The sequence below is a fragment of the Aeromonas sp. 9A genome (assembly GCF_963900955.1).
In the GTDB taxonomy this organism is placed as follows: Bacteria; Pseudomonadota; Gammaproteobacteria; order Enterobacterales; family Aeromonadaceae; genus Aeromonas; species Aeromonas salmonicida.
Map to the genome: position 1 here is coordinate 3,680,792 of NZ_CAWRFG010000001.1, position 25,555 is coordinate 3,706,346.

Sequence of the window (25,555 nt, forward strand, 5' to 3'; positions counted from 1 at the left end):
GCCTCGTCCTGGGCGCAAATAAATTCAGCCGAGGCTTGACAAGCCAAGGCTGACGATGAGAAGAGAACAGCTTGTACACAGCTTAATAACACAACATATAGGTGTTTTATATGAATGCGTCCCTATATGTGGTGTCTATTAGGCACCAAAGCGCAGCCTCATTTCTTGATCCAGAACAGGTTTTGAGGCGAGTGGCGCAGTTCCCGACCAGTGAAAAACAGCCCCATACAAGGCTATTCTCAAGCCTGGTGCGGGCTGGCGTTCGACGGGACCGTGACAGAAAAAAATCCCCTCCTGCGACAGTGGCTGACAAGGGCACGTCTGGCGCAAAACAGGCATAATGAGTGGAATGTCATTGCTATCGACGGGACCCGATATGGCCAAGACCCTGCTACTGCTGCTGTGCCTCTTGCCCTGCCGGTTGTGGGCGGCCGAGATCCTGGTGATCAGCAGCTATCACGCCGAATACCTGTGGGATCAGAGTTACAACGCCAGCCTGCAAACCCATCTGAACGGCAAGCACCACATCAGCCACTTCTACATGGATACCAAGCGCCGCCCCCATGACGAGTTCGACCTGATGGCCGAGCAGGCACTGGCCTTCTACCGGCAGCTCAAGCCCGATCTGGTGGTGCTCGGCGACGACAACGCCATCAATTACCTGGCCACCGAGATCGCCTCCCTCGGTACGCCCGTGGTGTTTCTCGGCATGAATGAAAACCCGCGCCACAAGGGACTAGTCGGCCATCCCAAGATCACGGGCGTGCTGGAGCGCCCCCTGCTCAAACGCAACATCAGCGAAATGAGTCAGCTGATGGGAGGCATCAAGAAGGCGCTGGTGCTGTTTGATTCCAGCAACGTGGCGCTCACCGCCATTGAAGATGAATTCAAGACCCAGACCGACCTGCGGGTCGGCCAGACCCGGGTCAACAGCCAGCTCATCGGCGATTACAGCCTCTGGCAGGAGGCTGTGCTCAACGCCAAAAAAAATGGCTACGACGCCATCTTCATCGGTCTCTACCACACGCTGGTGGACGATACAGGCAAACATGTGAGCGAACAGACAGTCCTGGCCTGGGCCAGTGTGCATAGCCCTGTGCCCCTGTTCTGCTTCTGGGAGTTTTCGGTGGGTACGGGCAAGGCCATAGGTGGCCTGGTGCTGGATGGCCGCGATCAGGGAGCGAAAGCAGCAGAGCTCGTCAACGCCATACTGGCGGGCACCCAGCCCAGAATGCTGGCACCCCGTGCCGCCGTGCGGGGCGAGTATGTGTTCAGCAAGCAGGAGCTGGCCCGCTGGCAGCTGACGGTGCCAGAGAAGTGGCAAGGCAAAACCCAGTGGCGCGACTAACGCCCTGAAACAACAAACCCGGCTGGATGGCCGGGTTTGTTGTTTTCAGCGTATCGTCATCGCCAGATCATGACTGAAGGGCTGCCTGTAACTGCTCTTCGGTCCAGATGGTGATGCCGAGCTCCTGAGCCTTGGCCAGCTTGGAACCGGCCGCTTCCCCCGCCACCAGCACATCTGTCTTGGCCGACACAGACCCGGCTACCTTGGCCCCCAGCGCCTGCAGCGCCGCCTTGGCATCGTTGCGAGAGAACAGGTTTAGGGTGCCGGTCAGCACAAAGGTCTTGCCGGCAAAGGGCTGCTCGCTTGCTTCCTTCTTCTCGATGACAGGCCAGTGGATACCGGCGGCCAGCAAGGCTTCCAGTACCTCGACGTTATGGGGTTGACGCAGGAAGTAATAGACGTGCTTGGCCACCACCTCTCCCACATCCGCCACCGCCAGCAACTGATCCACTGTGGCGGCACGCAGGGCATCCAGGGTGAGGAAATGGTTGGCCAGGTTCAGCGCTGTCGCCTCCCCCACCTCGCGAATACCCAGGGCAAACAGGAAACGCGGCAGGGTAGTGCTGCGCGCCGCATCGATGGCCGCCACCAGATTGAGCGCGGATTTCTGCCCCATCCGCTCAAGGCCGGCGAGCTGGATGGCGTTGAGGCTGAACAGGTCTGCCGGTGTCTTCACCAGCCCCTTGTCGACCAGTTGCTCGACAATTTTGTCGCCGAGGCCATCCACATCCATGGCTCGCCGCGCCGCGAAGTGCTTGATCGCCTCCTTGCGCTGCGCCTCGCAGAACAGGCCGCCTGAGCAGCGGGTGACCACTTCCCCTTCCAGCCGCTCCAGCGCCGAGCCACAAACCGGACATTGGGTAGGAAAGAGGATCTCGCGGGCATCCGCAGGGCGCTGGGCCTCCACCACGGCAACGATTTGCGGGATCACATCCCCTGCCCGGCGCACGATCACGGTATCGCCGATCATGACACCAAGGCGTTCAATCTCGTCGGCATTGTGGAGAGTCGCGTTGGAGACGGTGACGCCACCGACAAACACGGGCTTAAGCTTGGCAACCGGGGTCACGGCGCCGGTACGACCCACCTGAAACTCGACATTCTCGAGCAGTGTCATCTCCTCCTGCGCCGGAAACTTATGGGCAGTGGCCCAACGGGGAGCGCGGGCCACAAAGCCCAGCTCTTCTTGCACGGGGATGGCATCGACCTTGTAAACCACGCCGTCTATCTCGTAGGCCAGCTCGCCGCGGCGGGCCAGAATATCGTCGTGGAAGGCCTGGCATCCGGCCGCGCCTTCCTTGAGTTTCACCTCCGGGCTCATGGGCAGGCCCCAGGCTTTGAGCTGACACAAGCGGCCGAAATGGGAATCCCCCAGCTGATCGCCGCCCACCCCGACGCCATAGGCGTAGAAGTTCAGCGGGCGACTGGCGGTAATGCGGGAATCGAGCTGACGCAGGCTGCCGGCCGCGGCATTGCGCGGATTGACGAACACCTTCTCGCCAGCGGCCAGTGCTTTGGCATTCATCGCCTCGAAACCGGCCTTGGGCATAAACACCTCGCCACGGACTTCCAGCCGGGCGGGCCAGTCGCTGCCGCGCAGGGAGAGCGGGATCGCCTTGATGGTGCGCACGTTCTCGGTGATCTCCTCACCGGTCGCACCATCGCCCCGGGTAGCGGCCTGCACCAGCTGGCCATTCACATAGAGCAGGCTCACCGCCAGACCATCCAGCTTGGGCTCACAGCAGAAGGTGAAGCTCACCTCCCGCTTCAGGCGATCCTTCATGCGCTGCTCGAACGCCTGCAACTCTTCGCTGCTGAAGACGTTGTCCAGGCTCAGCATGGGGATCTCGTGACGTACCTGCCTGAAGGCAGTCAAGGGTTGACCACCAACCCGAACACTGGGGGAGGCAGGGGTTTTCAGTTCTGGGTGCTCGTTCTCGATCGCGATCAGTTCCCGCATCAGGCGATCGTATTCGGCGTCAGGGACGGTGGGGTTATCCAGCACATAGTACTGATGACCGTATTCGGTCAGCAGATCACACAGTTGACGGTGGCGGGAGAGGGTTTCGCTCATGGAAAAGTCTCGGACTGTGGTTGGAATAATAAGTTAACCGCACAAACAAAAATGCGGCACCTGGGTACCGCACTTTTGATGTACTCGACCCCTTGGAGTCTTAGTCTCGATTGGCCTCGTAGGCGGCCAGTTCGTGCCGGTAACGGGCTATGGTCTCGTCGCTCAGCGGGCTGCGATCCATGTCAGTCAACATGGCATCGAGATCGCTGGCCAGCTGGTCGGCAGCCTGCAGCATGTGCTCGAAGGCAAAGGCTGCATTGCTGCGCAGCGGCAGCTGCATGAACAGGGAGACACCCGGGGTATTGAACTGCTCCATCCGGTACGGATTGAAAGTGCCCGGCTTGACCATGTTGATCATGGAGAAGAGCACTTCACCCTTGCCGTTGAGATCCTCGTGTCGATGGAAAATATCCATTTCACCAAACTTGAAGCCCAGCGCCATCAGGGAAGCCAGCAGAGTCGCCCCTTCCAGATCGTGACCGGGGCGCGCCATCAGGTTGATGACATAGACATCCTGCCAAATCTTCTCGACCGGCTGGGTATCCATCAGCGGCTCACCAACGGGCTCCTCATACACAGGCTCCTCGTAGGCAGGCTCGGGGGCCACATAACGGGGCTGCGGCTTGTACTCAGGCGCTGGCACATGAGCAGGTTCGCGGGCACCGAAGGTAGGTGCGGTCGCGTAGGCCGGCTCGACCAGAGGTTCATCATCCAGCTGTTGCAGCAGCGGCTCGCGCTGGGAACGAGAACGGTGTACCGGGGTACGACGGATCACCTGGGCGGGCTTGCGCACCGGGGCGGCAGGCACTTCCTCTACTGTCTCGGCGATGTGCTCCTCGAACTCCTCCTCGTCCTCTTCGTAGACGGGGGGCGGGGCAACCGGTCGAGCGGCAGGCTTGCGCACCACAGGGGTTGGCAGCTCGACCTCGTCATCCTCGTCATCGAAAGCGGTGACGGGCGCACGGCGGCTGACATCCGGCTGGCGAGCCTCCTCGCTGTGGAGCTTGGGCTCGGCACGACGGCTACCGCTGACCACACGCACCTGACCGACACCATCGTTGTCGAAGGCGTCATTGTCACGACCACGTGATTTGGATTCCATCCGGCCCAGAGGTTTCTCTTTGATCGGTGCCTGACGATTCTTTCTGTTGCTCCACAACCCGTGAATGAGCAATGCCGCAATAGCAATACCGCCCAGGGCAACCAAGATGTAACGCAATTCCTGCATTAGCTGCTTCTCTTTCTAGTTTTGCTCAGCCAAAGCGACGGCTTCACCGATATCGACCGACACAATGCGAGAAACCCCGGGCTCTTGCATCGTAACGCCAACCAGCTGCTCAGCCATCTCCATGGAGACCTTATTATGACTGATGTAAACGAACTGTACTGTGCTCGACATCTCTTTGACAAGAGAACAGAAGCGACCGACGTTCACTTCATCGAGCGGTGCATCCACCTCATCCAGCAGACAAAATGGTGCTGGGTTGAGTCTGAAGATGGCAAAAACCAGCGCAAGTGCGGTTAACGCCTTCTCCCCCCCGGAAAGCAGGGCAATGGTAGCATTCTTCTTACCCGGAGGTCTTGCCATGATGCTCACTCCGGCCTCCAAAAGATCATCCGAGGTCAGCTCAAGCCAGGCACTGCCTCCCCCAAACACTTTTGGAAAGAGGGATTTTAAATCTTCGTTGACCTTATCGAAAGTGTCACGGAAGCGTATTTGTGTTTCTTTATCAATTCTTTTAATGGCTTGGCTCAAGGTTTCCAGCGCTTGCTCGAGATCCTGACACTGGTTTTCCAGGTAGGTTGAGCGGGTTTTCGCCTCTTCGTACTCCTCCAGCGCCGCCAGGTTGATGGCGCCAAGTGCCTCCACTTGTGCCTCCAGCGTCTGGATCTCCTGACGCAACTTGCCGCGATCGGCGGCGATCAAGACAGCCTGATCGAGATCCACCAGCCGTACCCCCAGCTCCTCGAACTGCTCATGCAACCCCTGACGGCGGGTCAGGTTGCGCTCGCGCTCCAGCCTCAGGGTCGCCAGCTTCTCCTGCAAGGTCAGCAGCTGCTTGTGATCAACGCTGCGTGCCTGTTCCAGTTCGGTCAGTTGTCGCTCCAACTCTACCAGCCTTTGATGGCAGGCAAGTTGCAATGCTTCGAGGTTGCGTTGCTCGACCAGCAGGGGCGACAGATCCTGACCCGGCGTGGCCCCCGGCTCCTTGAGTTCGGCCAATTCCAGCCCGAGTCGGGCCAGTTCCTGCTCCCGCAGGCTGATGAGCTGGCTCTGATTCTGCTGCTCCAGCTGCCAGCGCTGGCAGCTGGCTTGTTGCTGCTCACGGCGCAGACGCGCCTCTTCCACCGCCCGCTCGGCATGGGTGACTCGCTCCTGAGCAAGCTGCAGCGACTCGGTCAAGGGCTCACCCTGTTCCTGCAATTCGCCAAGCCGCTCCTCATCGAGCTCAAGCTGCTGCAAAGCCGCTGCCAGCCGCTGCGCCTCGTCGGCCTGCTCCTTGTCCAACCTAGTCAGCTCTTCGCCAAGCTGACCGAGCCGTTGCAACCGCTCCTGGCGCTTGCCTTCCCGCAGGCTCCAGGCTTCACGCAGTTGCTGCCACTGCTGTTCCTGCTCGCGCACTGTACGCTGGCTCAGCTCAAAGGCACTGTGCAGCTGGGCGCGCGCGGCATCGGCAGTTCCCAGTTGGTCATTCAACAGGCCAAGCACCTGCTGGCCTGCCGCCAGTTCTGTGTGTAACCGCTCACGTTCACCGAGCAGGGCCAGAGTACCGAGTGCCCCGCCCTGGCCGAGATCGGCCCAGTTAGGGCCAAACCAATCTCCGGTCGGGGTCAGTACCGACTCACCGGCCAGGAGGCCAGGCTGGCGGGCCAGCGCAGCGTCTCTATCTTCAACCAGCCAGATGGCGTTGAGGAAGGCGGGAATATGCGCCCCCTCAAGCCGGGCCGCCAGGGTACCCGCCACCGCAGGTCTGGATGGACCAATCCAGAGCCCGTTCTGCGCCAGATTGCACTCGTCGCTGGGCTGGGCGGTGAGCCAGCGGCCGAGCACCTTGTCCAGCGCCTGTGCCCACTCGGGCGCCACCTGCAGTCGATCCGCCAGGGTGGCCCCCACCATCTGCTCCCCCAGCATCTGATTAAGAGTGGTGAGACGGGCTTCAAGTTCCCGCAGCAGGCTGCTCTGCTGGCTTTGCTGCGATTTGCACTCTTCATGGCGGGCCACGCTGGCCTGCCACTGCTGCTCCAGCTCGGCGTGGCGAGCCCGGGAGCATTCCAGCTCGGACGCCAGGGCGTCGAGCCCGGGCTGCAACGACTCCCCTTCCCCGCCGAGGGGACCTGCGCGTTCATCCTCCAGCTTGAGCCGTGCCAACCGGGTCTTGGCTTGCAGCTCCTGCAGGCCGTTCACTTGCGCGCGAGTCTGGTTGAGCTGCCCCTGCAACTGGCCGAGTTGTTGTTGCCACTGCTGCTGACGTTGACGCGCCTGCTCCAGCTGCTCGCCGGCGGCAAGACGCAACCCCTGCTGATCGGTGAGCAACTGCTCACACTGTTCGAGTAGCGCCGACTCCTGCTCCCCCTTGAGGGTGCCTTCGGTCAGCTGTTCCTGCTGGCTCGCCAGTTGTGCCCTGATGCCCTCTATCCGCTCGCCAAGCGCCTGACGCCTGACCTGCCAGTCGCGACCGAGCTCGGTTTGATGAAGTTGCTGCTGTTCGAGGCGGGCGATGGCCTGGCCACCGAGAAAAATTTGTTGCTGGCGGCTCGCTTGCTCGGCCTGGGCCTCCTGGCGGGCCACCGACAGGGTGACGTGACGCCCCTCATCCTGGGTACGCTTGGCATCCAGCGCCGCCAGCGCCTGTTCGGCCTGGGCCAGCTCGGCCTTGGCCTCACCCAGGCGAGTTTCCAGCACCCACAGTTCGGAACCGATAAGCTCGGCCCGTGCGGCGCGCGAACGGCTCTTGAGTTGCTTGTAACGTTCGGCCGTCTCGGCCTGGGCCTTGAGATGTTCGAGGCGGGAGCCCAGCTCACCGCGAATGTCGCCGAGCCGCTCCAGATTCTCCTGGGTATGGCGAATGCGCTGCTCGGTTTCGCGTCGCCGCTCCTTGTAACGGGAGACACCCGCCGCCTCCTCCATGAACAGCTTGAGATCGGCGGGGCGCGACTCCACCAGCCGACTGACGGTGCCCTGCTCTATGATGGCGTAGCTGCGCGGCCCAAGGCCGGTACCGAGGAAGAGGTCGGTGACATCCTTGCGGCGGCACTTCTGGCCGTTGATCTGGTAATGGTTGGAGCCGTCGCGCAGCACCTCGCGGCGCACCGAGATTTCGGTAAAGCGGCCAAATTCACCGGGTACCCGGTTGTGGGGGTTGTCGAACACCAGCTCCACCGAGGCGCGACCGTGAGGACTGCGGTTGATGGAGCCGTTGAAGATGACGTCCGTCATGTTCTCGCCGCGCAGATGGCGGGCCGAACTCTCCCCCAGCACCCAGCGCACGGCGTCGATCACGTTGGACTTGCCGCAGCCATTGGGCCCCACCACGGCGGTCATGTCGGCCGAGAACTCGATGCGGGTTGGCTCGACAAACGACTTGAAACCGGCGAGTTTGATCAATTTCAGACGCATGGAGGCCTATTGGGTAACGAAATAAAGAGAAGGCGGGCAGGCGACTTTACCAAATCCAAACCTTGTTTGTAATATGCTGGCACTTTCCCATGAACAGATGGAGCTCAGATGAGCCAATCACCCCCTATGGTCAAAGACTCAATCAGCGGCGCAGACTACTTCCTGCGCGGTTTCTCCCTCATTCGCCAACCGGGCATACGTACCTTTGTGCTGATCCCGTTGCTGGTCAACTTCGTGCTGTTTGCCGGGGCCTTCTACGCCCTCTTGTTGCAGCTCGATGGTCTGTTCGGCTGGCTGCACCAGCAGATCCCCAGCTGGCTCAGCTGGTTGGACTATCTGCTCTGGCCCATCGCTCTGGTGACCATACTGGTGGTCTTCTCCTTCCTGTTCAGCTCGGTCGCGAACTGGATAGCGGCCCCCTTCAATGGCCTGCTTGCGGAGAAGGTGGAACAGACCCTCACCGGCGAGGTGGTCAGCGACACCGGCATGCTCGACATAGTCCGGGATGTACCCCGCACCTTCGGCCGTGAATGGACCAAGCTGAAGTACTACCTGCCCAAGGCCATCGGCTGCCTGATCCTGTTCCTCATCCCCGTGGTCGGGCAGACCCTGGCCCCCGTGCTCTGGTTCCTGTTCAGCGCCTGGATGATGGCAATTCAGTACATCGACTATCCGTTCGACAACCACAAGATAAGCTTCATCACAATGCGCGATGCCTTGAAGCAGCGCCGCGGCAAGTGCCTGAGCTTCGGTGCCCTGGTCACCCTCTTCTCCGCCATTCCGGTGGTGAACCTCTTTGTGATGCCGGTCGCCATCTGTGGTGCCACCGCCATGTGGGTGGATCACTACCGCGCCGAACAGCTCAAACGCTGATCCCTGCCCCAATGAAAAAAGGCACCTCATCGGTGCCTTTTACTTTTTGCATTATAAAAAATAATGAATAGCCTTCATTCCTTGTCCCATATAGCTTGAATTGATAGGATGCGGGCCTTTCTCACACCCTGGGATATCTCATGTTACATACACTCTTCTTGCTGGGCCTGGTGGCCGAAGGAATGACTGGCGCACTGGCTGCGGGTCGGCGACGGATGGATCTGTTTGGCGTGGTGATCATCGCCTCGGCAACGGCCATCGGTGGCGGTACCATCCGGGATGTGTTGCTTGGGCACTATCCCCTGCTCTGGGTTGAACATCCGGAATATGTGCTGCTGGTGGCAGGCGCGGCCATGGCCGCCGTCATATCGGCACCGCTGATGCGCTACCTCGGCAAGCTGTTCCTGGCACTCGATGCGCTGGGACTGGTGGTCTTCTCCATCTTCGGCGCCGCCAGGGCCCTGGAGATGGGCCATGGCATCGGCATTGCCTGCATCATGGCGGTGGTCACCGGCGCCTTTGGCGGTGTACTGCGAGACCTGCTCTGCCAGCGCATTCCCCTGGTGTTTCGCCGGGAGCTCTATGCTGCCATCTCGCTGATCACCGCCGCCATCTACTGCCTGGCGCTGGATCAGGGCCTGCCCAACGACTGGGCCGCCTTTGGTGCCATCGGGATCGGCTTCGTGTTGCGCTTGCTGGCGGTACGATTCAAGTGGGGATTGCCCACCTTCCACTATCAGTACGCAACCCACTGAGCGCGCCAGTTTCTGGCGAAACAGTTCGGATTGCAGACAACAAAAAAGCGCCTGACAGGCGCTTTTTTGTATGGAGACACTGAGTGCGTACGCGACTCAGTTAATCCCTTCCGAGCTGAAGAAGGTTGCCTTGTCGGCGATGAAGCGGATCTTGATGTTCTTGCCCTCCTCTCCCCAGATGCAGCTGGTGGTGCCCAAGGCATCGTCGCAGCGCTCTGCCTTGCCGAGTATAGTGCTCGCTTCCGTGTAGCTGATCCCCATCTTCAACTTGTCGTAATTCTCGCGATTGAGCTTGCCACAACCGGTCAGCAGCAGGGCAATCAAGCCCCCGAGCAAAATATGTTTCATCTGGTTCTCCTCTGGATAGTGTCCGGAGCCTAACAGCTCGGCCCCCCTCTTTGCCAGTGACCAGGCGCTGCAGCCCGCCATAGAGGCGAGGTCTCGCTCGCCGGATGCCGCCAACGACTACCAGCTGCGGACGGGCCCGGTATCCAGATGAACGAAGTTGTCGCTCGGGTAGTAGCCAACCCCACCCACCTTGAGATTGAGCGCAGCCTTGCGCAGATGGGCCAGCTGAACACCCGGGATCCGCACATCCACCGCCTGACCCAGGGTGTGATAGCTGTGCTTGGCCACGCCGCGGCTCTTGCTGCGCTTCTGGCGATTGGTCGCCGGTGAACGGTAGCCGGAAATAAGCTGGATCTCGCCGTTGCGGCCCAGATTGTGCTGCAACAGATAGAGCTGATCGAACAGCTTCTTGTCGATGTTGAACACTTCGTTGCGACGATAGTCGCGGAAAATATGATTGAGCTCGGCCAGCCCGTCTTGCAGGTAGCGACCATTCTCCCAATAACTGGCCTGCACTCGCTCGCCGGTATTGAGATTGAAAAAACTGAGTTCACGTCCCGAGGTACTGCGGCTCGCCATGGCAGGGAATGAGAGCATGGCTCCCCCCAGCAGGCACCCAGCCCCCAGCAGCAGGCGACGTCGACTTATCTCTTGTTCCAGCATAAGGAGTTCGTCCATCGCAGATGTAAGCGACACTGTTGAGTGAATTTGATACAGGTGCTTGAAACTACCTTTCGAACCCTCTCATGTCAAACCGCCAGCACCAATGAAAAAGCCCGGCAAGGGCCGGGCTTTTCACTCTGTGGCAAGGATCACAGCAGGCGACTTTGGAAGCTGACTCGATCAAATCCATAGATGTCATTGCGCAGTTGCTGGCGACCCTCTTCGTCGATCCAGCTGCTCCAGTAGACGGTAAATACCGGGATGGGGGTGGTCAGCGGCAACCACTTTGTCTGGGTATTTTTCAGTATGCTGGCCACCTTGTCCGGCTGGTAGCGGGAGTCCGCCAGCAGCAACTCGGCCAGATCGTCGGCGTGCTCCACCCGGATGCAACCGGAGCTGAAGGCCCGAGCCCCTTGCTCGAACAGCGCCTTGCGCGGAGTGGAGTGCAGGTAAATGGCGTCGTTGTTGGGCAGGTAGAACTTGTAGCGCCCCAGGGCATTGTGATCACCGGGCTTTTGCCGCAGGCGATAAGGGAAACCGGCGGCCAACGCCTGATACCAGCCCTCTTCAGTGAACTGCACAGGGTTGCCTTCGCCGTCGATCACTTCGAACTGCTCGCGATTCAAATAGGCAGGATCCCGACCCAGCTTGGGCAGAATATCCTTGCTCAGGATGGAGCGCGGCACATGCCAGGGCGGGTTGAGCACTATAGAGCGGATCTCGCTGGCGAGTATGGGGGTTGCCCGCTGCTCCTTGCCAACGATGACCCGACTGGTAAACACCTCGTTGCCGGACTCCACCACGCTCAGACGGTAGTCAGGAATATTGACCAGCACATAACGGGCACCGGAGAGATGATCCACCAGATCCCGACGCCACAGGTTGCGCAGCAGCAGGCTGGCACGCACTTGCGGCCCGGTGTTGAGCCAGGTACGAGTCTGGCGACCAATGATGCCATCGGCGGTCAGACCGTGGCGGCGCTGGAACTGCTTGATGGCCTGCTGGGTGTCGACGTCATAGGTGGCGTCGTCATGACGGGGGGCGCCATCCCCCAGCTCGTTGAGGATGGTACGGATCTGCCCCAGTTCAGGGGATGCCTCACCCGCCCGCAGGGTCGGCATGGTCAGGGTCGGCCACTGCTTTGCCATGGGCATGGCGAGCAGTTTGCGCACTTCCTCGCGCACCGCCTCATACTCGGCGACCTGGGGTCTGAGCTGCTTGACCTGATCCAGCAGATTGTCGCCAACAGGCTCGTGGGCCAACGGCTGGTTCAAATTGAGCTTGAGAGTTCGCATCTGCTCGCGAGCGACCAGATCCATGGCACGCCAAGCCTGCTGAAAGCGGGCCAGCTTGCCAAAAACTTCATCGTAAATGGCCCCACGCTGATCGGCCGGTTTGGCCTGCAGCTTCTTCCAGAGACTGAAGAAGTCAGGGTGCAACTGGGCCAGTACGGCCTCCTGCAACTGGTGCTCCAACTCAAGGCGAGCCTGCTCTGCGGTACTGTTCTGATACCAGTCATGCTGCACTGCAGCATTGGTTACCAACACCTGTCCTTCGCTTGCCTGCGCCATTGCCGCTGGCAAGCAGCCCAGCCAGATCAGGTTTGCCAACGCCAGCCAATACTTCTTCCCCATGCTTACCTCAAGATCGGTTCACTTCAACTGCCAGACCCGGCGGTCAAGGCGCTCATGATGCGTGAATGCCAGTGACTTTACTAGCTGGCGGGGGCGTAGCGCCGCCAGATAACGTCATACTCATTGGTTGCTTTAAATTCAGCCAACTCCCGATTGAACGCCCTGACAAACGCCGGTGAAAGCCGCTGTTTGCTGAACATGAAAAAAGTGGGTGCTTCATATACGGCCATGCCGTGAGGCACGATCAGATCGTTTAACCCCTCTTCTTTCAGACCCCAGGGCGTGGCCAGAATATCCCCGAGAAAACCGTCGATCCGGCCGAGCACCAGCTTGCCGTAATTTTGATGATCATTGACCACGCTTACCTGAGCCGCATAACGGCGCAACAAGTCGGCTGTCTCGGCCCCATAGTAGTAATCCTTGGTCACACCGAGAATATGACCACTGGCCAGCCAGCTCGCCAAATCGGTTTCAGGATAGGAAGAAGACTTGCGGACCCAGAGCACACTGCGCCCCGGATTATAGCCATCGGAAAACCAGGCATAGCGGCCACGCTCCTCGTTGGAGTATGCCTCCATGGCGATATCGAGCGAGCCCCGCGCCAGATCGTGCAGTATCCGCTTCCAGGGCCGCTCCACATAGGTGACCTGACAACCCAGTCGCGTGAGCATGGCATTGAGTGTTTCCACGGCAAAACCTTTCAGCACCTTGTCATCCGTCGTCGCACTGTCGTAATAGTGATAGGGCGGCCAATGGTCAAAACCGACCCGCAGCGGAGAGGGGCAAAAGCTGTTGGCGGATGCAGCCGGAGAGAGCAACCAGAGCGCACAGCAGAAGAGTATCAGCTTCATGGGTCATCCTTGACAACGCGATGCCTCATCATAAATCGGCCTTGGCCAAATGGCGACAGATCCTGCCACAGCAATCACCTGCATCGACACTGTATAGAGGGGGGTATTTCTTCCCATAGGGACTCGGCCATGAAATGAGCCCATACCCCGCGCGGCACAAGGCTTGGTCAGGTCACAACCGGGTCAAAATGGGGGCATTTGGAGCACTGACTCGAAAGGGGTTAATATGTGACCAAATATATTTTTGTGATCCACTATGCTTTTTTTGCAATTGGATTAGCATATGCGCGAAATCAGCCTACTAATCGTGAGGCGTAGAGAGTGATATGACGTACAAAAAGTTCGGTTTTCTGACTGCCATCATGGCACTGAGTGGTTTCTACCTTTACACCCTCTATCTGGCTGCCCACCCCAATGTGAGCCTGGCCTACAAACTCTATTACCTGGAAGGCAAGACCCGCTTCTGGGAGCACAACTCCAGCATGACTTATCAGCCGGGCAACGAGCTCAACCTGACCAGGCCGAGCCGCTTCCTCTCCAGCGCAGGCTGGGCTACCAAGCCAAGTACCAAGGGTACCGAACTCAGCGGCCAGGGCGGCCTCTATTTCGTTCTGCCCAAACAGCAAGCTCAGCCTGAACAGCTGACCATACAGGCCCGGGTCAACAGCCCGCAGGCCGGCACCCTGCTCAAGGTGGCGCTGGGTCATGACTTCACCACGACAGTCCGCCTGGCCAAGGCTGGCATCAACGAAATCCGGCTCAATCTGCCGGGCGACTCTCTGACGTCGGACCCGAAACGGCCTAACTTCCTGGCGCTGTCCGCACCGACTCCCCTCAATGTTCAGTCGGTACGACTGACCGTCGCCCAGTAAGACGTATTACCCGATACGCGGTTTAATAAATAATTTTCCAAATAAGGAAATTTCCATGTCGCATGCCGATTTTCGACTCTCTCTGATCGTGCCCGTGTACAACGAGGAAGAGAGCATAGATGCCTTCATCAACGCGATAGATAACGAACTGGCGCCCATCAAGGATCATCTGGAGATAGTGTTCGTCAACGACGGCAGCCGTGACAGCACCCGCGCAGTGATCGAGCAAGCCATCACCCGCGATCCCAGGGTGACCCTGGTCAACCTGGCGCGCAACTTCGGCAAGGAAGCGGCCATGACCGCCGGTCTGCATCATGCCAAAGGCGATGCCATAGTGCCGATGGACGTGGATCTGCAAGATCCCCCTGCCCTGATCCTCGAGTTCGTCAAGCTGTGGCAGACCGGTAACTATGACACCGTCTACGGCATACGGGTGGATCGCAGTGCCGATACCCCGATGAAGCGGGTCACTGCCGGTGGCTTCTACCGTTTTTTCAACGCTCTCTCCACCAGCACCAAGCTGCCGGAAAACGCAGGTGACTTCCGTCTGATCGACCGCCGGGTGGTGGAAGCTATCAAGCAACTGCCAGAGCGCAACCGCTTCATGAAGGGTCTGTTTGCCTGGGCTGGTTTTCGTGCCGTGGGCGTTCCTTACGAGCGTCCGGCCCGTCACGCCGGTGAAACCAAGTTCAACTACTGGAAGCTGTGGAACTTCGCCCTCGATGGCCTGATGAGTTTCTCCAGCTGGCCGCTGCGGGTGTGGAGCTATGTGGGGGTCGGTGTCTCCTTCGTTGCCTTCCTCTACATCCTCAAGATCGTCACCCAGGTGGTCTTCTTCGGGATCGATGTACCCGGTTATGCTTCCCTGATGTCAGTGGTGCTGTTCCTTGGTGGCATCCAGCTGCTGTCCCTTGGCATCATTGGCGAGTACATAGGCCGCATGTTTGTGGAAGTGAAACAGCGCCCCGTCTATCTCATCGAAGGGGTCTACGGCCAGTATGCCAAGCCGGCGGCAGACAAGCAGCAGGACGCTGACACACAGCAAGAGACAGAACAGCAACAAGACAAGAAGGAGCAAGCGCCTCAATGATCTCCCGCGAGGAATTCTGGCGCCTGTTCCGGTTCGGTCTGGTCGGCGGGGGGGCAACCCTCGTCGACCTTGGTACCTCTATCGCGCTGTTTCATACCTGGCCCGCCATCTCTGAACACTGGGTCACCACCATCGCCTTCATGATTGCCTTCTGGTTCTCATTCTTTGGCCATCGTTACATCACCTTCCAGAAACAGGGTGCCATCGGCAAGTTCTTGCTGGTTGCCCTCTTCTCGCTGGCGGTGAGAAACCTGATATTGAGCGGTCTGCTGTTTGCGGGTCTTTCTGGTCTGCTGCCTGTGGTGATCGCCACCCTGACAGTCACAGTGCTCACCTATATCCTCTCTCGCGTCTGGGTATTTGCCTGATGAATGACATTACAACATTGACTCCCGACAGCTCGACTCCCGGCTGTCAGGCTCCCTATCGCCCGTCACTGGCCATCAGCAGCCGTGACTGGCTGATCATCATCGCCGCCTTCCTGCTGAGCCGGGTTGCCCTCTATGGCATGGGTTATTTCGGCGTCCAGCTTTACGGCACCACCGACATAGGCCCGCTGCAAGCCTATTGCCAATTCGACTGCGTCTGGTTCCAGCGCATCATAGAAAACGGCTACGATCTCTACCCGCGCTGGCTCAGCAAGGGCAATGCGGCCAACTGGGCCTTCATGCCGCTCTATCCGATGTTGTCAGGTTCGCTGTCAAACCTGCTCAATGTCGAGAGTCTGATCGGCCTGATGCTGGTGGCCAACCTTGCCTTCTTTGCCAGCCTGCCGCTGATGCTGCTGGTGCTGCGTCAGCTCAAGCTGGGTGACGAGACAGCCCGCTTCGGCGTCTGGCTGCTTGCCTTCTCCCCCTTCTCCGCCTATTTCGTCTCCGGTTATACCGAATCGATGTTCATGGCCTTGATGCTGGGGATGTTCCTGTTTGCCTATCGGGAACAGTGGCTGATGGTCGCAGTGCTCGGCGTCTGCATCTCCGGTACCCGCAATCTGGGTGTGATGATGGTCTTCCCTGTGCTGATCCTGGCGCTGCAGGCCTACGGCTGGCGGGAGTTTTTCCGCTTCACCGAACGCGCCTTCAAGGTGGTATTCACCCTCTGGCTCATCCCCTTCGGCCTGTTTGCCTACATGGTCTATCTCTATCACCTCACAGGTGATGCGCTGGCCTTCAAGCATATCCAGGTGGCCTGGGGCCGTTACATGGACAGCCCGCTCGACTGGTGGCTGAGCGGCTTCGAGCTGGGGGGGCGCAAGGCTTACCTCTCCATCATGGTGATCTTCGGCTGGTGTCTGAACCTCTATCTGTTCAGCCAGAAGCGCTGGGCCGAAGCCACACTGATGTTCATCTGCTGCACCATACCGCTGATGACGGGCCTCAACGCCATGCCACGCTACATGTTCGGCCTCTACCCGACCCTGCTGGCCATTATCCTGCTGACCCATCGCTGGCCAGCCATGCGACCTGCCGTGCTCTGCATCAGCGGCATGGTGGCCTCCTTCATCGCAGTGGCCTTCGTCAACGCCAAGTTCTTTACCGTTTGATGTGACGCCCCCAACGCCATGTCCAAAAATGCCGGTCACTTGACCGGCATTTTTTATGGTCTTCGTAAATCTACGGGATAGGTGGGTCTTGACTGAAGACGAGTAAACAAGACATCAACCACCCTGTTCCTATGGTGAAACAGCACAGCGTTCTCCGACGCTCGGTCAACGCACAAGAGGGCATAAGAACAAACGGACAAGGCGAATCAGGCAGGAAGAGGCGAGAGAGGGAGCAAGAAGGGAGGAGTTATCTTGCCAACCATCGCGATGGGACGGCTTGCAAGTGCTGTCTCCCGAACACAAGCAGTGCTCGGGAGACAGCCACAAAGCCAGTCTCGTAGAGAGGCTGGCTTACTTGACGGTGACCCTGGCAAACTTGCGCTTGCCGACCTGATAGACGGCGGTACCGGCACCTACCAGTGCCTTGCCATCTTCCAGCTTCTCGCCGTCACGCTTGACCGCGCCCTGCTTGATCATGCGCAGCGCTTCGGAGGTGGTGGCCACCAGATCGGCGTCTTTGAGCAGGTTGGCGATGGCCAGACCGTCACCTTCCAGCACCAGTTCGACTTCCGGCATCTCGTCCGGAATGGCGTTCTTGGAGAAACGCTGGGTGAAATCTTCATGGGCCGCTTCCGCTGCCGCTTCGTCGTGATAGCGAGCGATGATCTCTTTCGCCAGCCAGATCTTCACGTCACGGGGATTCAGGGTGTTCGCGGCGATACCGGCCTTGAACGCTTCAATCTCGGCCAAGGGACGAGAGGAGAGCAGCTCGTAGTAGTTCCACATCAGGTCATCTGTGATGGACATGATCTTGCCAAACATCTCACCCGGGGCATCGTGCACGCCTATGTAGTTGGCAGCGGACTTGGACATCTTCTTGACGCCGTCCAGACCCACCAGCAGCGGCATCATCAGCACGCACTGGGCGGCCATGCCGGCATCTTTTTGCAGCTCGCGGCCCATCAGCAGGTTGAACTTCTGATCGGTACCGCCGAGCTCGACGTCCGCTTTGAGCGCAACCGAGTCATAGCCTTGCAGTAGCGGATAGAGGAATTCGTGAATCGCGATGGACTGGCCGCCGGTGTAGCGCTTCTTGAAGTCGTCGCGCTCCATCATGCGGGCCACGGTCTGCTTGGCCGCCAGCTTGATCATGCCGGTCGCGCCCAGCTCGCCCAGCCAGCTGGAGTTGTACTCGATGCGAGTCTTGGCGGGATCGAGGATCTTGAACGCCTGCTCCGCATAGGTGAGGGCGTTGTGCTTGATGGCCTCTTCGGAGAGCGGCGGACGAGTGCTGTTCTTGCCGGAGGGATCACCCACCATGGCGGTGAAATCGCCGATCAGCAGAATGATCTCGTGGCCCAGATCCTGGAAGGTCTTCAGCTTGTTGAGGATCACGGTATGACCCAGGTGAATGTCGGGAGCCGTCGGGTCCATCCCCAGCTTGATGCGCAGCGGGCGCCCTTCCTTCAACTTGGCAACCAGTTCTTCTTCAACCAGAATTTCTTCCGCTCCGCGCTTGATCTCGGCTAGCGCCACCTCGAGCTGGGACATTTTTTGACACTCCAATCACGATTCCACAGGGCCAAACATATTACTGGAATGGCGAGCTAATTGGAAAGGCTGTAAAATCCGCTCATTCTGCCCGACTTCGTCAGCTTCTCATGGTCATTTGGAACGCCTTCAACTCTCTTCCCACCTGGCACCGCAAGATGGTGCTGATTTTGAGCATCATGGTGATGATGCTGGCGGCCTGGCCAAGCGAACGGGCCGTCGCCACCCGGGTCGATGACAACAGCAACGAGCTAGCCGCCGAGCCGCAACCGGACGGCGACGATCTGTTGGCACAAGCCGGGCAAGCGGCCATTCCGCCCAAGCCGAGCTATGTCACCAAACAGGTGAAAGTGCGCCGTGGCGACAACATGGGCGTCATCTTCCAGCGGCTGGGGCTCAGCACCACGGATCTGCACCTGATCGATCAACTCGACGGCAGCGACCCTCTGCGCATGTTGCGTCCCGGGCAAGAACTCACCTTCAAGCTCACCAAAAATGGCGATCTGCACAGCCTTTATTACCCCCACAGCCTGGAACAGGCGTTGAAAGTAAGCCGCAAGGCCGAGAGCTTCGTGGCCAAACCGGTCAAGCTGGAACTCGATACCCGCGAGCAGGTTACCCGAGGCGAGATACGCTCCAGCTTCTGGGGGGCCGCCGTCGAGGCGGGGATGACCGAAGATCAGATCATGGATCTCGCCGCCATTTTCGGCTGGGATATCGACTTCGCACAGGACCTGCAACCCGGGGACAGCTTTCGGGTTGTCTATCAGGAAAAATTCCAGGATGACGAGCGGGTGGCCTCCGGCGACATTCTGGCCGCCGAGTTCATCAACCAGGGCGCCATCTATCGCGCCGTGCTGAACGACGATGGCAACTACTACACACCGGAAGGCAAGGCGATGCGCAAGAGCTTCCTGCGCGCGCCGGTCAACTTCAAATACATCAGCTCCAACTTCAATCCGCGCCGCCTGCACCCGGTCACCGGCAAGGTGCGTCCCCACAATGGCATAGACTATGTGGCACCGGTGGGCACCCCGATCATGGCGGCGGGCGGCGGCAGCGTGGTGGCGGCAGGTTACAACCAGTTCAACGGCAACTATGTCTTCATCAAGCACGCCGGCAACTATGTGACCAAATACCTGCACCTCTCCAAACGCACCGTCAATAAAGGGCAGCGGGTGAAACAGGGGCAGACCATTGGCACCCTAGGGGGCACAGGCCGGGTAACAGGCCCGCACCTGCACTATGAATTTGTAGTGGGTGGCATTCACAAGAACCCGCGCACCCTCAATCTGCCGCAGGCCGAGACCCTCACAGGGCGGGAGCTGGCCAACTTCAAACTGCTGGCAACGCCGCAACTGGCCAAACTCGACCAACTCGACAAGCCCGAGCTGCAGCTGGCCCAGAACAAACGAGATAGCAACGGCAGTTAATGCGTCATCAGCCTCTGACCACGCCGCAGAAAAAGGCGAACGCTGAACCCTTGTTCCACATCTTTATCTCGATAAATAAGGACATCTCATGATTGAGCGCTACATTGGGCTGATGTCCGGCACCAGCATAGACGGGATCGACGCCGTGCTGGTGATGATGGACGGGGATGAACTGCGGGTCGAAGCGGCCATCAGCCACCCCTGGCCCACCGCCCGCGAGCTGCACGAGCTGCACGAGCTCTGCACCCCGAGCGATAATGAAATCGATCGCATGGGGGTGGCCGATAATCTGGTGGCCCGCGAGTTTGCCACAGCCACTCACGCGCTGCTGGCCAAGGCGGGCCTTACCCCTGCCGCTATTCGCGCCATCGGCAGCCACGGCCAGACCATTCGCCACCGCCCCCAGCTCGGCTTTACCCTGCAGATCGGCAACGCGGCCCTGCTGGCGGCGCTGACCGGCATCGACGTCATCGCCGATTTCCGCACCATGGACATGGCCCTCGGTGGTCAGGGGGCGCCCCTGGTACCCGCCTTCCATCAGGCGCGGTTTGCCAAACCCGGCGCCCTGCGGGTGGTGCTGAACCTCGGCGGCATCGCCAATATCTCGGTACTGCCGGGCAACGCGGGCGGGGTGTATGGCTTTGATACCGGCCCCGCCAACACCCTGCTCGATGGCTGGTATCGCCGTCATCAACCCGGCGGCGGCAACTACGATGCCGGTGGACAATGGGCCGCCAGCGGCCGGCTGATCCCGGCACTGCTGGAAAAGCTGCTGACTCACCCCTACTTCGCCGCCCCCGCCCCCAAGAGTACCGGTCGAGAGATGTTCGCCCTAGCTTGGCTCGATGGCGAGCTGGCGGGCAGTGCATACGCCCCCGTGGATGTGCAGCGCACCCTGCAGGCGCTCACCTGCCACAGTATCGCCCGCCAGTTGCCTGCACTGGACGAGGCGCAAAGCCAGCCCGAGCTGTTTGTCTGCGGCGGCGGCGCCCATAACGCCCCCCTGCTGAGCGAACTGGCCAGCCTGCTGCCTGGCTGGCGCATCGCCAGCACGACCGAGCTGGGGATTGCCCCCGACTGGATGGAGGGAGCGGCATTTGCCTGGCTGGCACAGCGCTTTATCCACCGCAAACCCGGCAACCTGCCCGCCGTTACCGGTGCCAGCCGTCTTGCCGTGCTGGGTGCCCTCTATCCCGCCTGATCGCCAACTGGGAGCACCACCTATTACCCCGATCACTGCCAGCAAGGGAGGGCAAGCTGCCCTCCCATACACGGTCGCCAATCGCACAACCCTCTACCCCGCCGGATAAGTGACACTGGCTGCCCGACCGGCGTCCCCCAGGCGGCCAGCCACCCGCTGGTCCCACCCTTTCGCTCCATCATCACGATCTACTAACAGGATGCCTGCCCCCTTGCGGCATATTTATCTCTCTATTTGACACGGTAAATATCATCAGGATCAGCGTACAAGCGGCTATTCAAATGCAATAAAAACATCGCCTATGCAATATATTGAATTATATTCCAGCCACATCTTTATTAGTCTTTGTATGACCTTGGGCTAGCATATTTTTAGCGAGCAGGATAGATACTCCAAACTCTTAAAAATACATATCTATGCATAATAAAATCGATTAACCGCAAGAGGACGCATATTTTTAACGCCTCGTTCACAGCACAGCCCCCTCCTCCGCCAGGGGAAGAACCCAGTCCACACGGGCTCGCCTGCGACACCAGACCTGTTTGATCCACCCAGGAATCGTATTCACCCTGAATTGAATAGCAAAACAGCTATATTTCCAAGCGTTGAGCCATCTCATAGAAACGCAATCACCGGTTTGCATCCCCTGATGGCCACTCATAGAATCGCCTCGTCTGAAATAATCAACCCTGTCCCTTCCTCTCTTATCCCATTCAGCTATTGAGTGGATTAAATATATAACCGGGGATGCACCTGCTGGCGCACTCGGATGGGACGAACCTGTACCTGAGTTAACAACGAATACTAAAAAGAGGAATATCTATGAGTGGCACCATCATCAAGGCTGCAAGAAATACCACCAATGCCCCCCAGGATCTGGGCCCCTACACCCAGACGGTGGCGTTCTCTCATTACAACAATATTTCTGCCCAGCTGCCGGTCGATCCCAAGACCGGCAAGATGGTGAGTGGCGACGTCAAGGTACAGGCCAGACAGTGCCTGAATAACCTCAAGGCGATCATAGAGAGCATTGGCCACGTGATGGACGATATGGTCAAAGCCACTATCTTCCTGAAAGACATGGCAGATCTGGAGGCGGTCGACGCCGTCTATCACGAATTCTTCCCGGGCTATCTGCCGACCCGTACCACACTCGCTGTGGCCGCCCTGCCGCTGGATGCCCAGGTGCAGATCGACGCCATCATCTCCAATGGCGAAGGCACCTTCCCGCAGGCGCCCTGCGCCCTGGTGAAACTGGCCCGCAACAGCGACAAGGCACCGCACAACCCGCTCTCGACCCATACAGTCGCCTTCTCTCACTACAACAACATAGGCGCGCAACTGCCGGTCGATGCGGCCTCGGGCAAGCTGGTCGCCGGTGGCATCAAGGATCAGGCAGGTCAGTGTCTGCGCAACATCAAAACCGTGCTGGAAAGCATCGACGTGCCGTTTGACGATATCGTCAAAGTGAATATCTATCTGACCAGCCTCGCCGATCTGGACGCCGTCAACGAGGTCTACACCACCTTCTTCCCGGACTCCGCCATTGCCCGCGCCGTTGCCTATCTGCCGGCCCGCTCCGTGATCAGCGCAACGGCCCTGCCGCTGGGTGCCCGGGTGCAGATGGATGCGGTCATCTCCCACGGTGACGGCACACCGCCGCAGCTGGTAGAAGACAGACACAACCTGGTGATCAGCGCCCGCAATACTGACAAGGCACCACACAGCCCGCTCCATTGCCAGACAGTCGCCTTCTCCCACTACAACCATCTGGCCGCTCAACTGCCGCTGGATATCACCACCGGCAAGATCCTGACCGGCTGTGTCAAAGAGCAGACAGCCCAGTGCCTGAGCCATATCAAGGCTATTGTCGAGAGCATCGACCATGTGATGGACGATATCGTCAAGGTCAATATCCAGCTGAAGAACATCGCGGATCTGGATGCGGTCAACGCCATCTACACCCAATACTTCCCTAGCTATCTGCCGGCCCGCACCGTCATTGGCGTGAGCGAGCTGCCCGCCGGTGCCCTGGTGCAAATTGATGCGGTGATGTCCAACGCCGAAAGCACCCCGCCGCAGGCGTAAGGGGTACACCAAATAATAAAAAGAGACCGGCTGATGGCCGGTCTCTTTTTAGGTAACACGAATGGTAATTATTTTTATGGTACCGACTTAAAAAACACGAACGTCCAATTACGCTTCGCTAATTGAACCTACGAAATTATTTGATAACTCTGTGGATAGGTGTGATTTTCGTAATCACATCATGAACAATTTCAATACACTCAAACAACTCTGTGATATTAAAATTGGAAAGAACATCATTTTCATAAGAGTATCTAACCTGAACAAACAAGGAGTCATACGGCCTAACTAGATCGACAAGGTCACAAAATGAATGTGTTATCACGCCATCATTAAATAAGCCATCCACATCCCTTTTAATTTCGTCAATAACACTATTTAAAAGAGTGCTCAAAACATGAGTTCCCTTAAATGGAATCTCTTTTACCCTACCACCATACCCCCCGTTATTATATGGCCTGTAGTCTTCAATTACCGAGCGAACATTCAATGCTTTTATATATAATTCAAGCGCCAAAGCTGCATTGGTAATGATTGGCAACAACACTCCAGACCCAGGAGGTAATTCATTCAGAATTTTAGCGCCATCATAAAACTGATCAGCCGAATCAAGAACCATAAGGTTTGGTATTTCCAACCGTTCATAATCATAAGTATTCTTGGTCATATAACTTCCATCATATGAACACCTCATATTAAAGTTATTATATATACAGAGGCGGTACGGGCAGTTTGTGCTGCCGGCACGAAGGGAACGAAGCTACCCCCGCTGCGTGAAGCCAAGGCCACAGAAATACAGTGTAAAAAAAGCCAATAAAAACAATGCCAGTCAGGCTTAACTGACTGGCATTAGGCCCAGGGGCCGCCTCTTCTTTTTCATCCTGTTACCTCATTTATCCCGGCCCCCTTTAGCAGCGGAACTGTCCTACCTTCACTTTGAGATCGCTCGACAGCTGCTCCAGCTCATGACAACTCTGGTTCAACTCGGAAGCGGCCTTGGTCGACTCTGTCGCTATGTGGGCTATGTTGACCACGTTGCGGGTGATCTCCTCGGCTACCTTGCTCTGCTCCTCAGCCGCCGTGGCGATATGGGTGTTCATCTCGTTGATCACATTGACCGAACTCACTATCTCGCCGAGGGCCTGACCACAGGCCAGCACGGTGCGATTGGACTCCTCAACCTGACTCAGCCCCAGTTCCATGCTGGAGGCAGCCTCGCTGGCCCCCTGCTGCAACTTGACGATGGTCTTGCCGATCTCTTCGGTGGAGCGCTGGGTGCGCTGGGCCAAGGTGCGCACCTCATCGGCCACCACGGCAAAGCCGCGACCCTGATCGCCGGCCCGCGCCGCTTCGATGGCCGCATTGAGCGCCAGCAGGTTGGTCTGCTCGGCAATGCCACGAATGGCATCCATCACGCTGCTGATGTTGCGGCTGTCATCCGCCAGCTGGGTGATCATGGCGGCCGTGTTCTGGATCTGGGCGGAGAGGCCGGACATGCGCAAGATGGCATCTTCAACGATATGGTGGCCGTGACGGGCACTCTCGTGGGCATGGTGCGCCGCATCGGCAGCGCTGTTGGAACTGTTCGCCACCTCAGCCACAGTTGCACTCATCTGGTTCATGGCAGTCGCGGTCTGATCCGTTTCTGCCTGTTGCTCAGCGAAGCGCCCCCGGCTTTGCATGCCGATGTGGGCCAGATGGGCCGACGCTGTGGCAAGCTGCTCCGCCATGCCGTTGATCTGGGTGATGAGCTCACGAAAATGGCAGATCACCTCGTTGAGTGAATGAGCCAGCCCACCCATCTCATCTTTGCGCAGCACGGGTACCAGCTTGCTCAAGTCGAGATCGGTCTGCATGCCGCGCAAGATCCCGCCCATGGCGACCAAAGGTTGACTGACGCTACGCCCTGCCCACACACCGAAGAACAGAATGCAGGCCCCCCCCACCACAAACATCAGGATAAAGAGCTGGAATAGTTGCTGCCGGAGATCATTGAGTTCGCCGATATTTTGCTCAGCCTCCTTGAGCTGGAACTCCACCAGCGCGCTCACACCGTCGCTCACCGGATCTATCACCCCGTAGAGGGGCATGATGCGGGCAGCCAGCAAATCCCGCGCCTCCCCCTGCATCTGATCCAGCACAGCCACCACGGCAGCAATCTGCTGATCGGCGGCACCAAACAAGGCCTGCACACTGGCGGCCTCCTGCTGTTCGGCCGAGCTCATCTCCCGACTCCGGTATTGCTGCCAGATCTGCGCTATCTCCCGCTGCGCCTGCTGCATGTCAGCCTTGGCGTTGGACGGTGCTATGCCCCCCACATTGGCCTTGTTGGCCGCATCGATCACCTTGACCGCGTAGAGATCGGCAATCTGCTTGAGCTCCTTGAGCTGTACCACCTCTCCCTGATACATGGCGTTCATTCCCGCCATCAACTGGGACATCGCCTGGGTTGCACCGACCAGCAAGGCCAACAGTGCCAACAGGGGCACAACGCAACCCAGGATCAACTTCTGTCTGATCGAAATACCTTCCATGGCTTTCTCTCCACTCGAAATATACTGATAGCCTAGACCCTGCTGGTAAAAAGCAGTTTTGCCCAACGAGGCGAGCTGC

The 25,555-nt window shown here is 58.7% G+C and carries 20 protein-coding genes; 10 read left to right on the forward strand and 10 right to left on the reverse strand.

The features are described 5' to 3' along the window. The first annotated feature begins 376 nt into the window (after positions 1-376). Positions 377-1,348, forward strand: a complete 972-nt coding sequence (locus AACX78_RS16990) for an ABC transporter substrate-binding protein (protein WP_201302887.1) — start codon at positions 377-379, stop codon at positions 1,346-1,348. 67 nt (positions 1,349-1,415) lie between these two features. On the opposite strand, the gene ligA is transcribed toward AACX78_RS16990, so the two are convergent. The 3 genes from ligA to AACX78_RS17005 form a co-directional block, all read right to left on the reverse strand. Then, positions 1,416-3,422, reverse strand: a complete 2,007-nt coding sequence (gene ligA, locus AACX78_RS16995; protein WP_159166899.1) for an NAD-dependent DNA ligase LigA — start codon at positions 3,420-3,422, stop codon at positions 1,416-1,418. Between the two features lie 100 nt (positions 3,423-3,522). Next, positions 3,523-4,650, reverse strand: coding sequence for a cell division protein ZipA (gene zipA / locus AACX78_RS17000; RefSeq protein WP_159166900.1), 1,128 nt, complete (start codon positions 4,648-4,650; stop codon positions 3,523-3,525). Positions 4,651-4,665: 15 nt separating this feature from the next. Then, entirely contained in the window at positions 4,666-8,040 is a 3,375-nt protein-coding gene (locus tag AACX78_RS17005; RefSeq protein WP_159166901.1) for an AAA family ATPase, read from the reverse strand. Positions 8,041-8,148: 108 nt separating this feature from the next. Between AACX78_RS17005 and cysZ the strand changes: the two genes are divergently transcribed. After that, on the forward strand, positions 8,149-8,913 hold the full coding sequence (gene cysZ, locus AACX78_RS17010) for a sulfate transporter CysZ (RefSeq protein ID WP_059111529.1): 765 nt from the start codon (positions 8,149-8,151) through the stop codon (positions 8,911-8,913). A 140-nt stretch (positions 8,914-9,053) separates the two neighbouring features. Next, positions 9,054-9,668 (forward strand): trimeric intracellular cation channel family protein, encoded by a 615-nt coding sequence (locus tag AACX78_RS17015; protein WP_005316916.1) that lies wholly within the window; start codon positions 9,054-9,056, stop codon positions 9,666-9,668. Between the two features lie 96 nt (positions 9,669-9,764). On the opposite strand, the gene AACX78_RS17020 is transcribed toward AACX78_RS17015, so the two are convergent. From AACX78_RS17020 to AACX78_RS17035, 4 genes are all read right to left on the reverse strand, one after another. Next, positions 9,765-10,016, reverse strand: a complete 252-nt coding sequence (locus AACX78_RS17020; protein ID WP_096118078.1) for a DUF3862 domain-containing protein — start codon at positions 10,014-10,016, stop codon at positions 9,765-9,767. Between the two features lie 117 nt (positions 10,017-10,133). Then, a complete protein-coding gene (locus AACX78_RS17025; RefSeq protein WP_159166902.1) occupies positions 10,134-10,679 on the reverse strand; it encodes a DUF882 domain-containing protein in 546 nt (181 codons plus the stop codon). 149 nt (positions 10,680-10,828) lie between these two features. Further along, complete coding sequence (locus tag AACX78_RS17030; protein ID WP_159166903.1) at positions 10,829-12,313, reverse strand: L,D-transpeptidase family protein; 1,485 nt, start codon at positions 12,311-12,313, stop codon at positions 10,829-10,831. Between the two features lie 80 nt (positions 12,314-12,393). Beyond that, positions 12,394-13,164 carry a substrate-binding periplasmic protein gene (locus AACX78_RS17035; RefSeq protein ID WP_021141070.1) on the reverse strand — a complete coding sequence of 257 codons (771 nt, stop codon included), beginning with the start codon at positions 13,162-13,164 and terminating at the stop codon, positions 12,394-12,396. A 326-nt stretch (positions 13,165-13,490) separates the two neighbouring features. Here AACX78_RS17035 and AACX78_RS17040 point away from each other — a divergent pair, with 326 nt between their 5' ends. Genes AACX78_RS17040 through AACX78_RS17055 form a run of 4 tightly spaced genes read left to right on the forward strand, consistent with a single transcriptional unit; the run spans position 13,491 to position 16,669 of the window. Beyond that, a complete protein-coding gene (locus AACX78_RS17040; RefSeq protein ID WP_021141071.1) occupies positions 13,491-14,036 on the forward strand; it encodes a hypothetical protein in 546 nt (181 codons plus the stop codon). Between the two features lie 55 nt (positions 14,037-14,091). After that, a complete protein-coding gene (locus AACX78_RS17045; protein ID WP_159166904.1) occupies positions 14,092-15,126 on the forward strand; it encodes a glycosyltransferase family 2 protein in 1,035 nt (344 codons plus the stop codon). Then, on the forward strand, positions 15,123-15,494 hold the full coding sequence (locus AACX78_RS17050) for a GtrA family protein (protein ID WP_005316930.1): 372 nt from the start codon (positions 15,123-15,125) through the stop codon (positions 15,492-15,494). The genes AACX78_RS17045 and AACX78_RS17050 overlap by 4 nt, the downstream gene beginning before the upstream one ends. Beyond that, complete coding sequence (locus AACX78_RS17055) at positions 15,494-16,669, forward strand: hypothetical protein (protein ID WP_159166905.1); 1,176 nt, start codon at positions 15,494-15,496, stop codon at positions 16,667-16,669. The genes AACX78_RS17050 and AACX78_RS17055 overlap by 1 nt, the downstream gene beginning before the upstream one ends. Positions 16,670-17,020: 351 nt before the next feature. Here AACX78_RS17055 and tyrS read toward each other — a convergent pair whose 3' ends face one another. After that, entirely contained in the window at positions 17,021-18,220 is a 1,200-nt protein-coding gene (gene tyrS, locus AACX78_RS17060) for a tyrosine--tRNA ligase (protein WP_159166906.1), read from the reverse strand. Between the two features lie 110 nt (positions 18,221-18,330). On the opposite strand from tyrS, the gene AACX78_RS17065 reads away from it, so the two are divergent. The 3 genes from AACX78_RS17065 to AACX78_RS17075 all read left to right on the forward strand — a co-directional run bounded on the left by AACX78_RS17065 (position 18,331) and on the right by AACX78_RS17075 (position 22,942). Further along, on the forward strand, positions 18,331-19,653 hold the full coding sequence (locus AACX78_RS17065) for a peptidoglycan DD-metalloendopeptidase family protein (RefSeq protein ID WP_159166907.1): 1,323 nt from the start codon (positions 18,331-18,333) through the stop codon (positions 19,651-19,653). A gap of 88 nt (positions 19,654-19,741) precedes the next feature. After that, on the forward strand, positions 19,742-20,854 hold the full coding sequence (locus AACX78_RS17070; RefSeq protein WP_159166908.1) for an anhydro-N-acetylmuramic acid kinase: 1,113 nt from the start codon (positions 19,742-19,744) through the stop codon (positions 20,852-20,854). An 822-nt stretch (positions 20,855-21,676) separates the two neighbouring features. Beyond that, positions 21,677-22,942, forward strand: coding sequence for a RidA family protein (locus AACX78_RS17075; RefSeq protein WP_159166909.1), 1,266 nt, complete (start codon positions 21,677-21,679; stop codon positions 22,940-22,942). Between the two features lie 136 nt (positions 22,943-23,078). Here AACX78_RS17075 and AACX78_RS17080 read toward each other — a convergent pair whose 3' ends face one another. Continuing rightward, entirely contained in the window at positions 23,079-23,609 is a 531-nt protein-coding gene (locus AACX78_RS17080) for a hypothetical protein (RefSeq protein ID WP_159166910.1), read from the reverse strand. A 241-nt stretch (positions 23,610-23,850) separates the two neighbouring features. Continuing rightward, positions 23,851-25,476 (reverse strand): methyl-accepting chemotaxis protein, encoded by a 1,626-nt coding sequence (locus AACX78_RS17085; protein WP_131729690.1) that lies wholly within the window; start codon positions 25,474-25,476, stop codon positions 23,851-23,853. Positions 25,477-25,555: the final 79 nt, after the last annotated feature.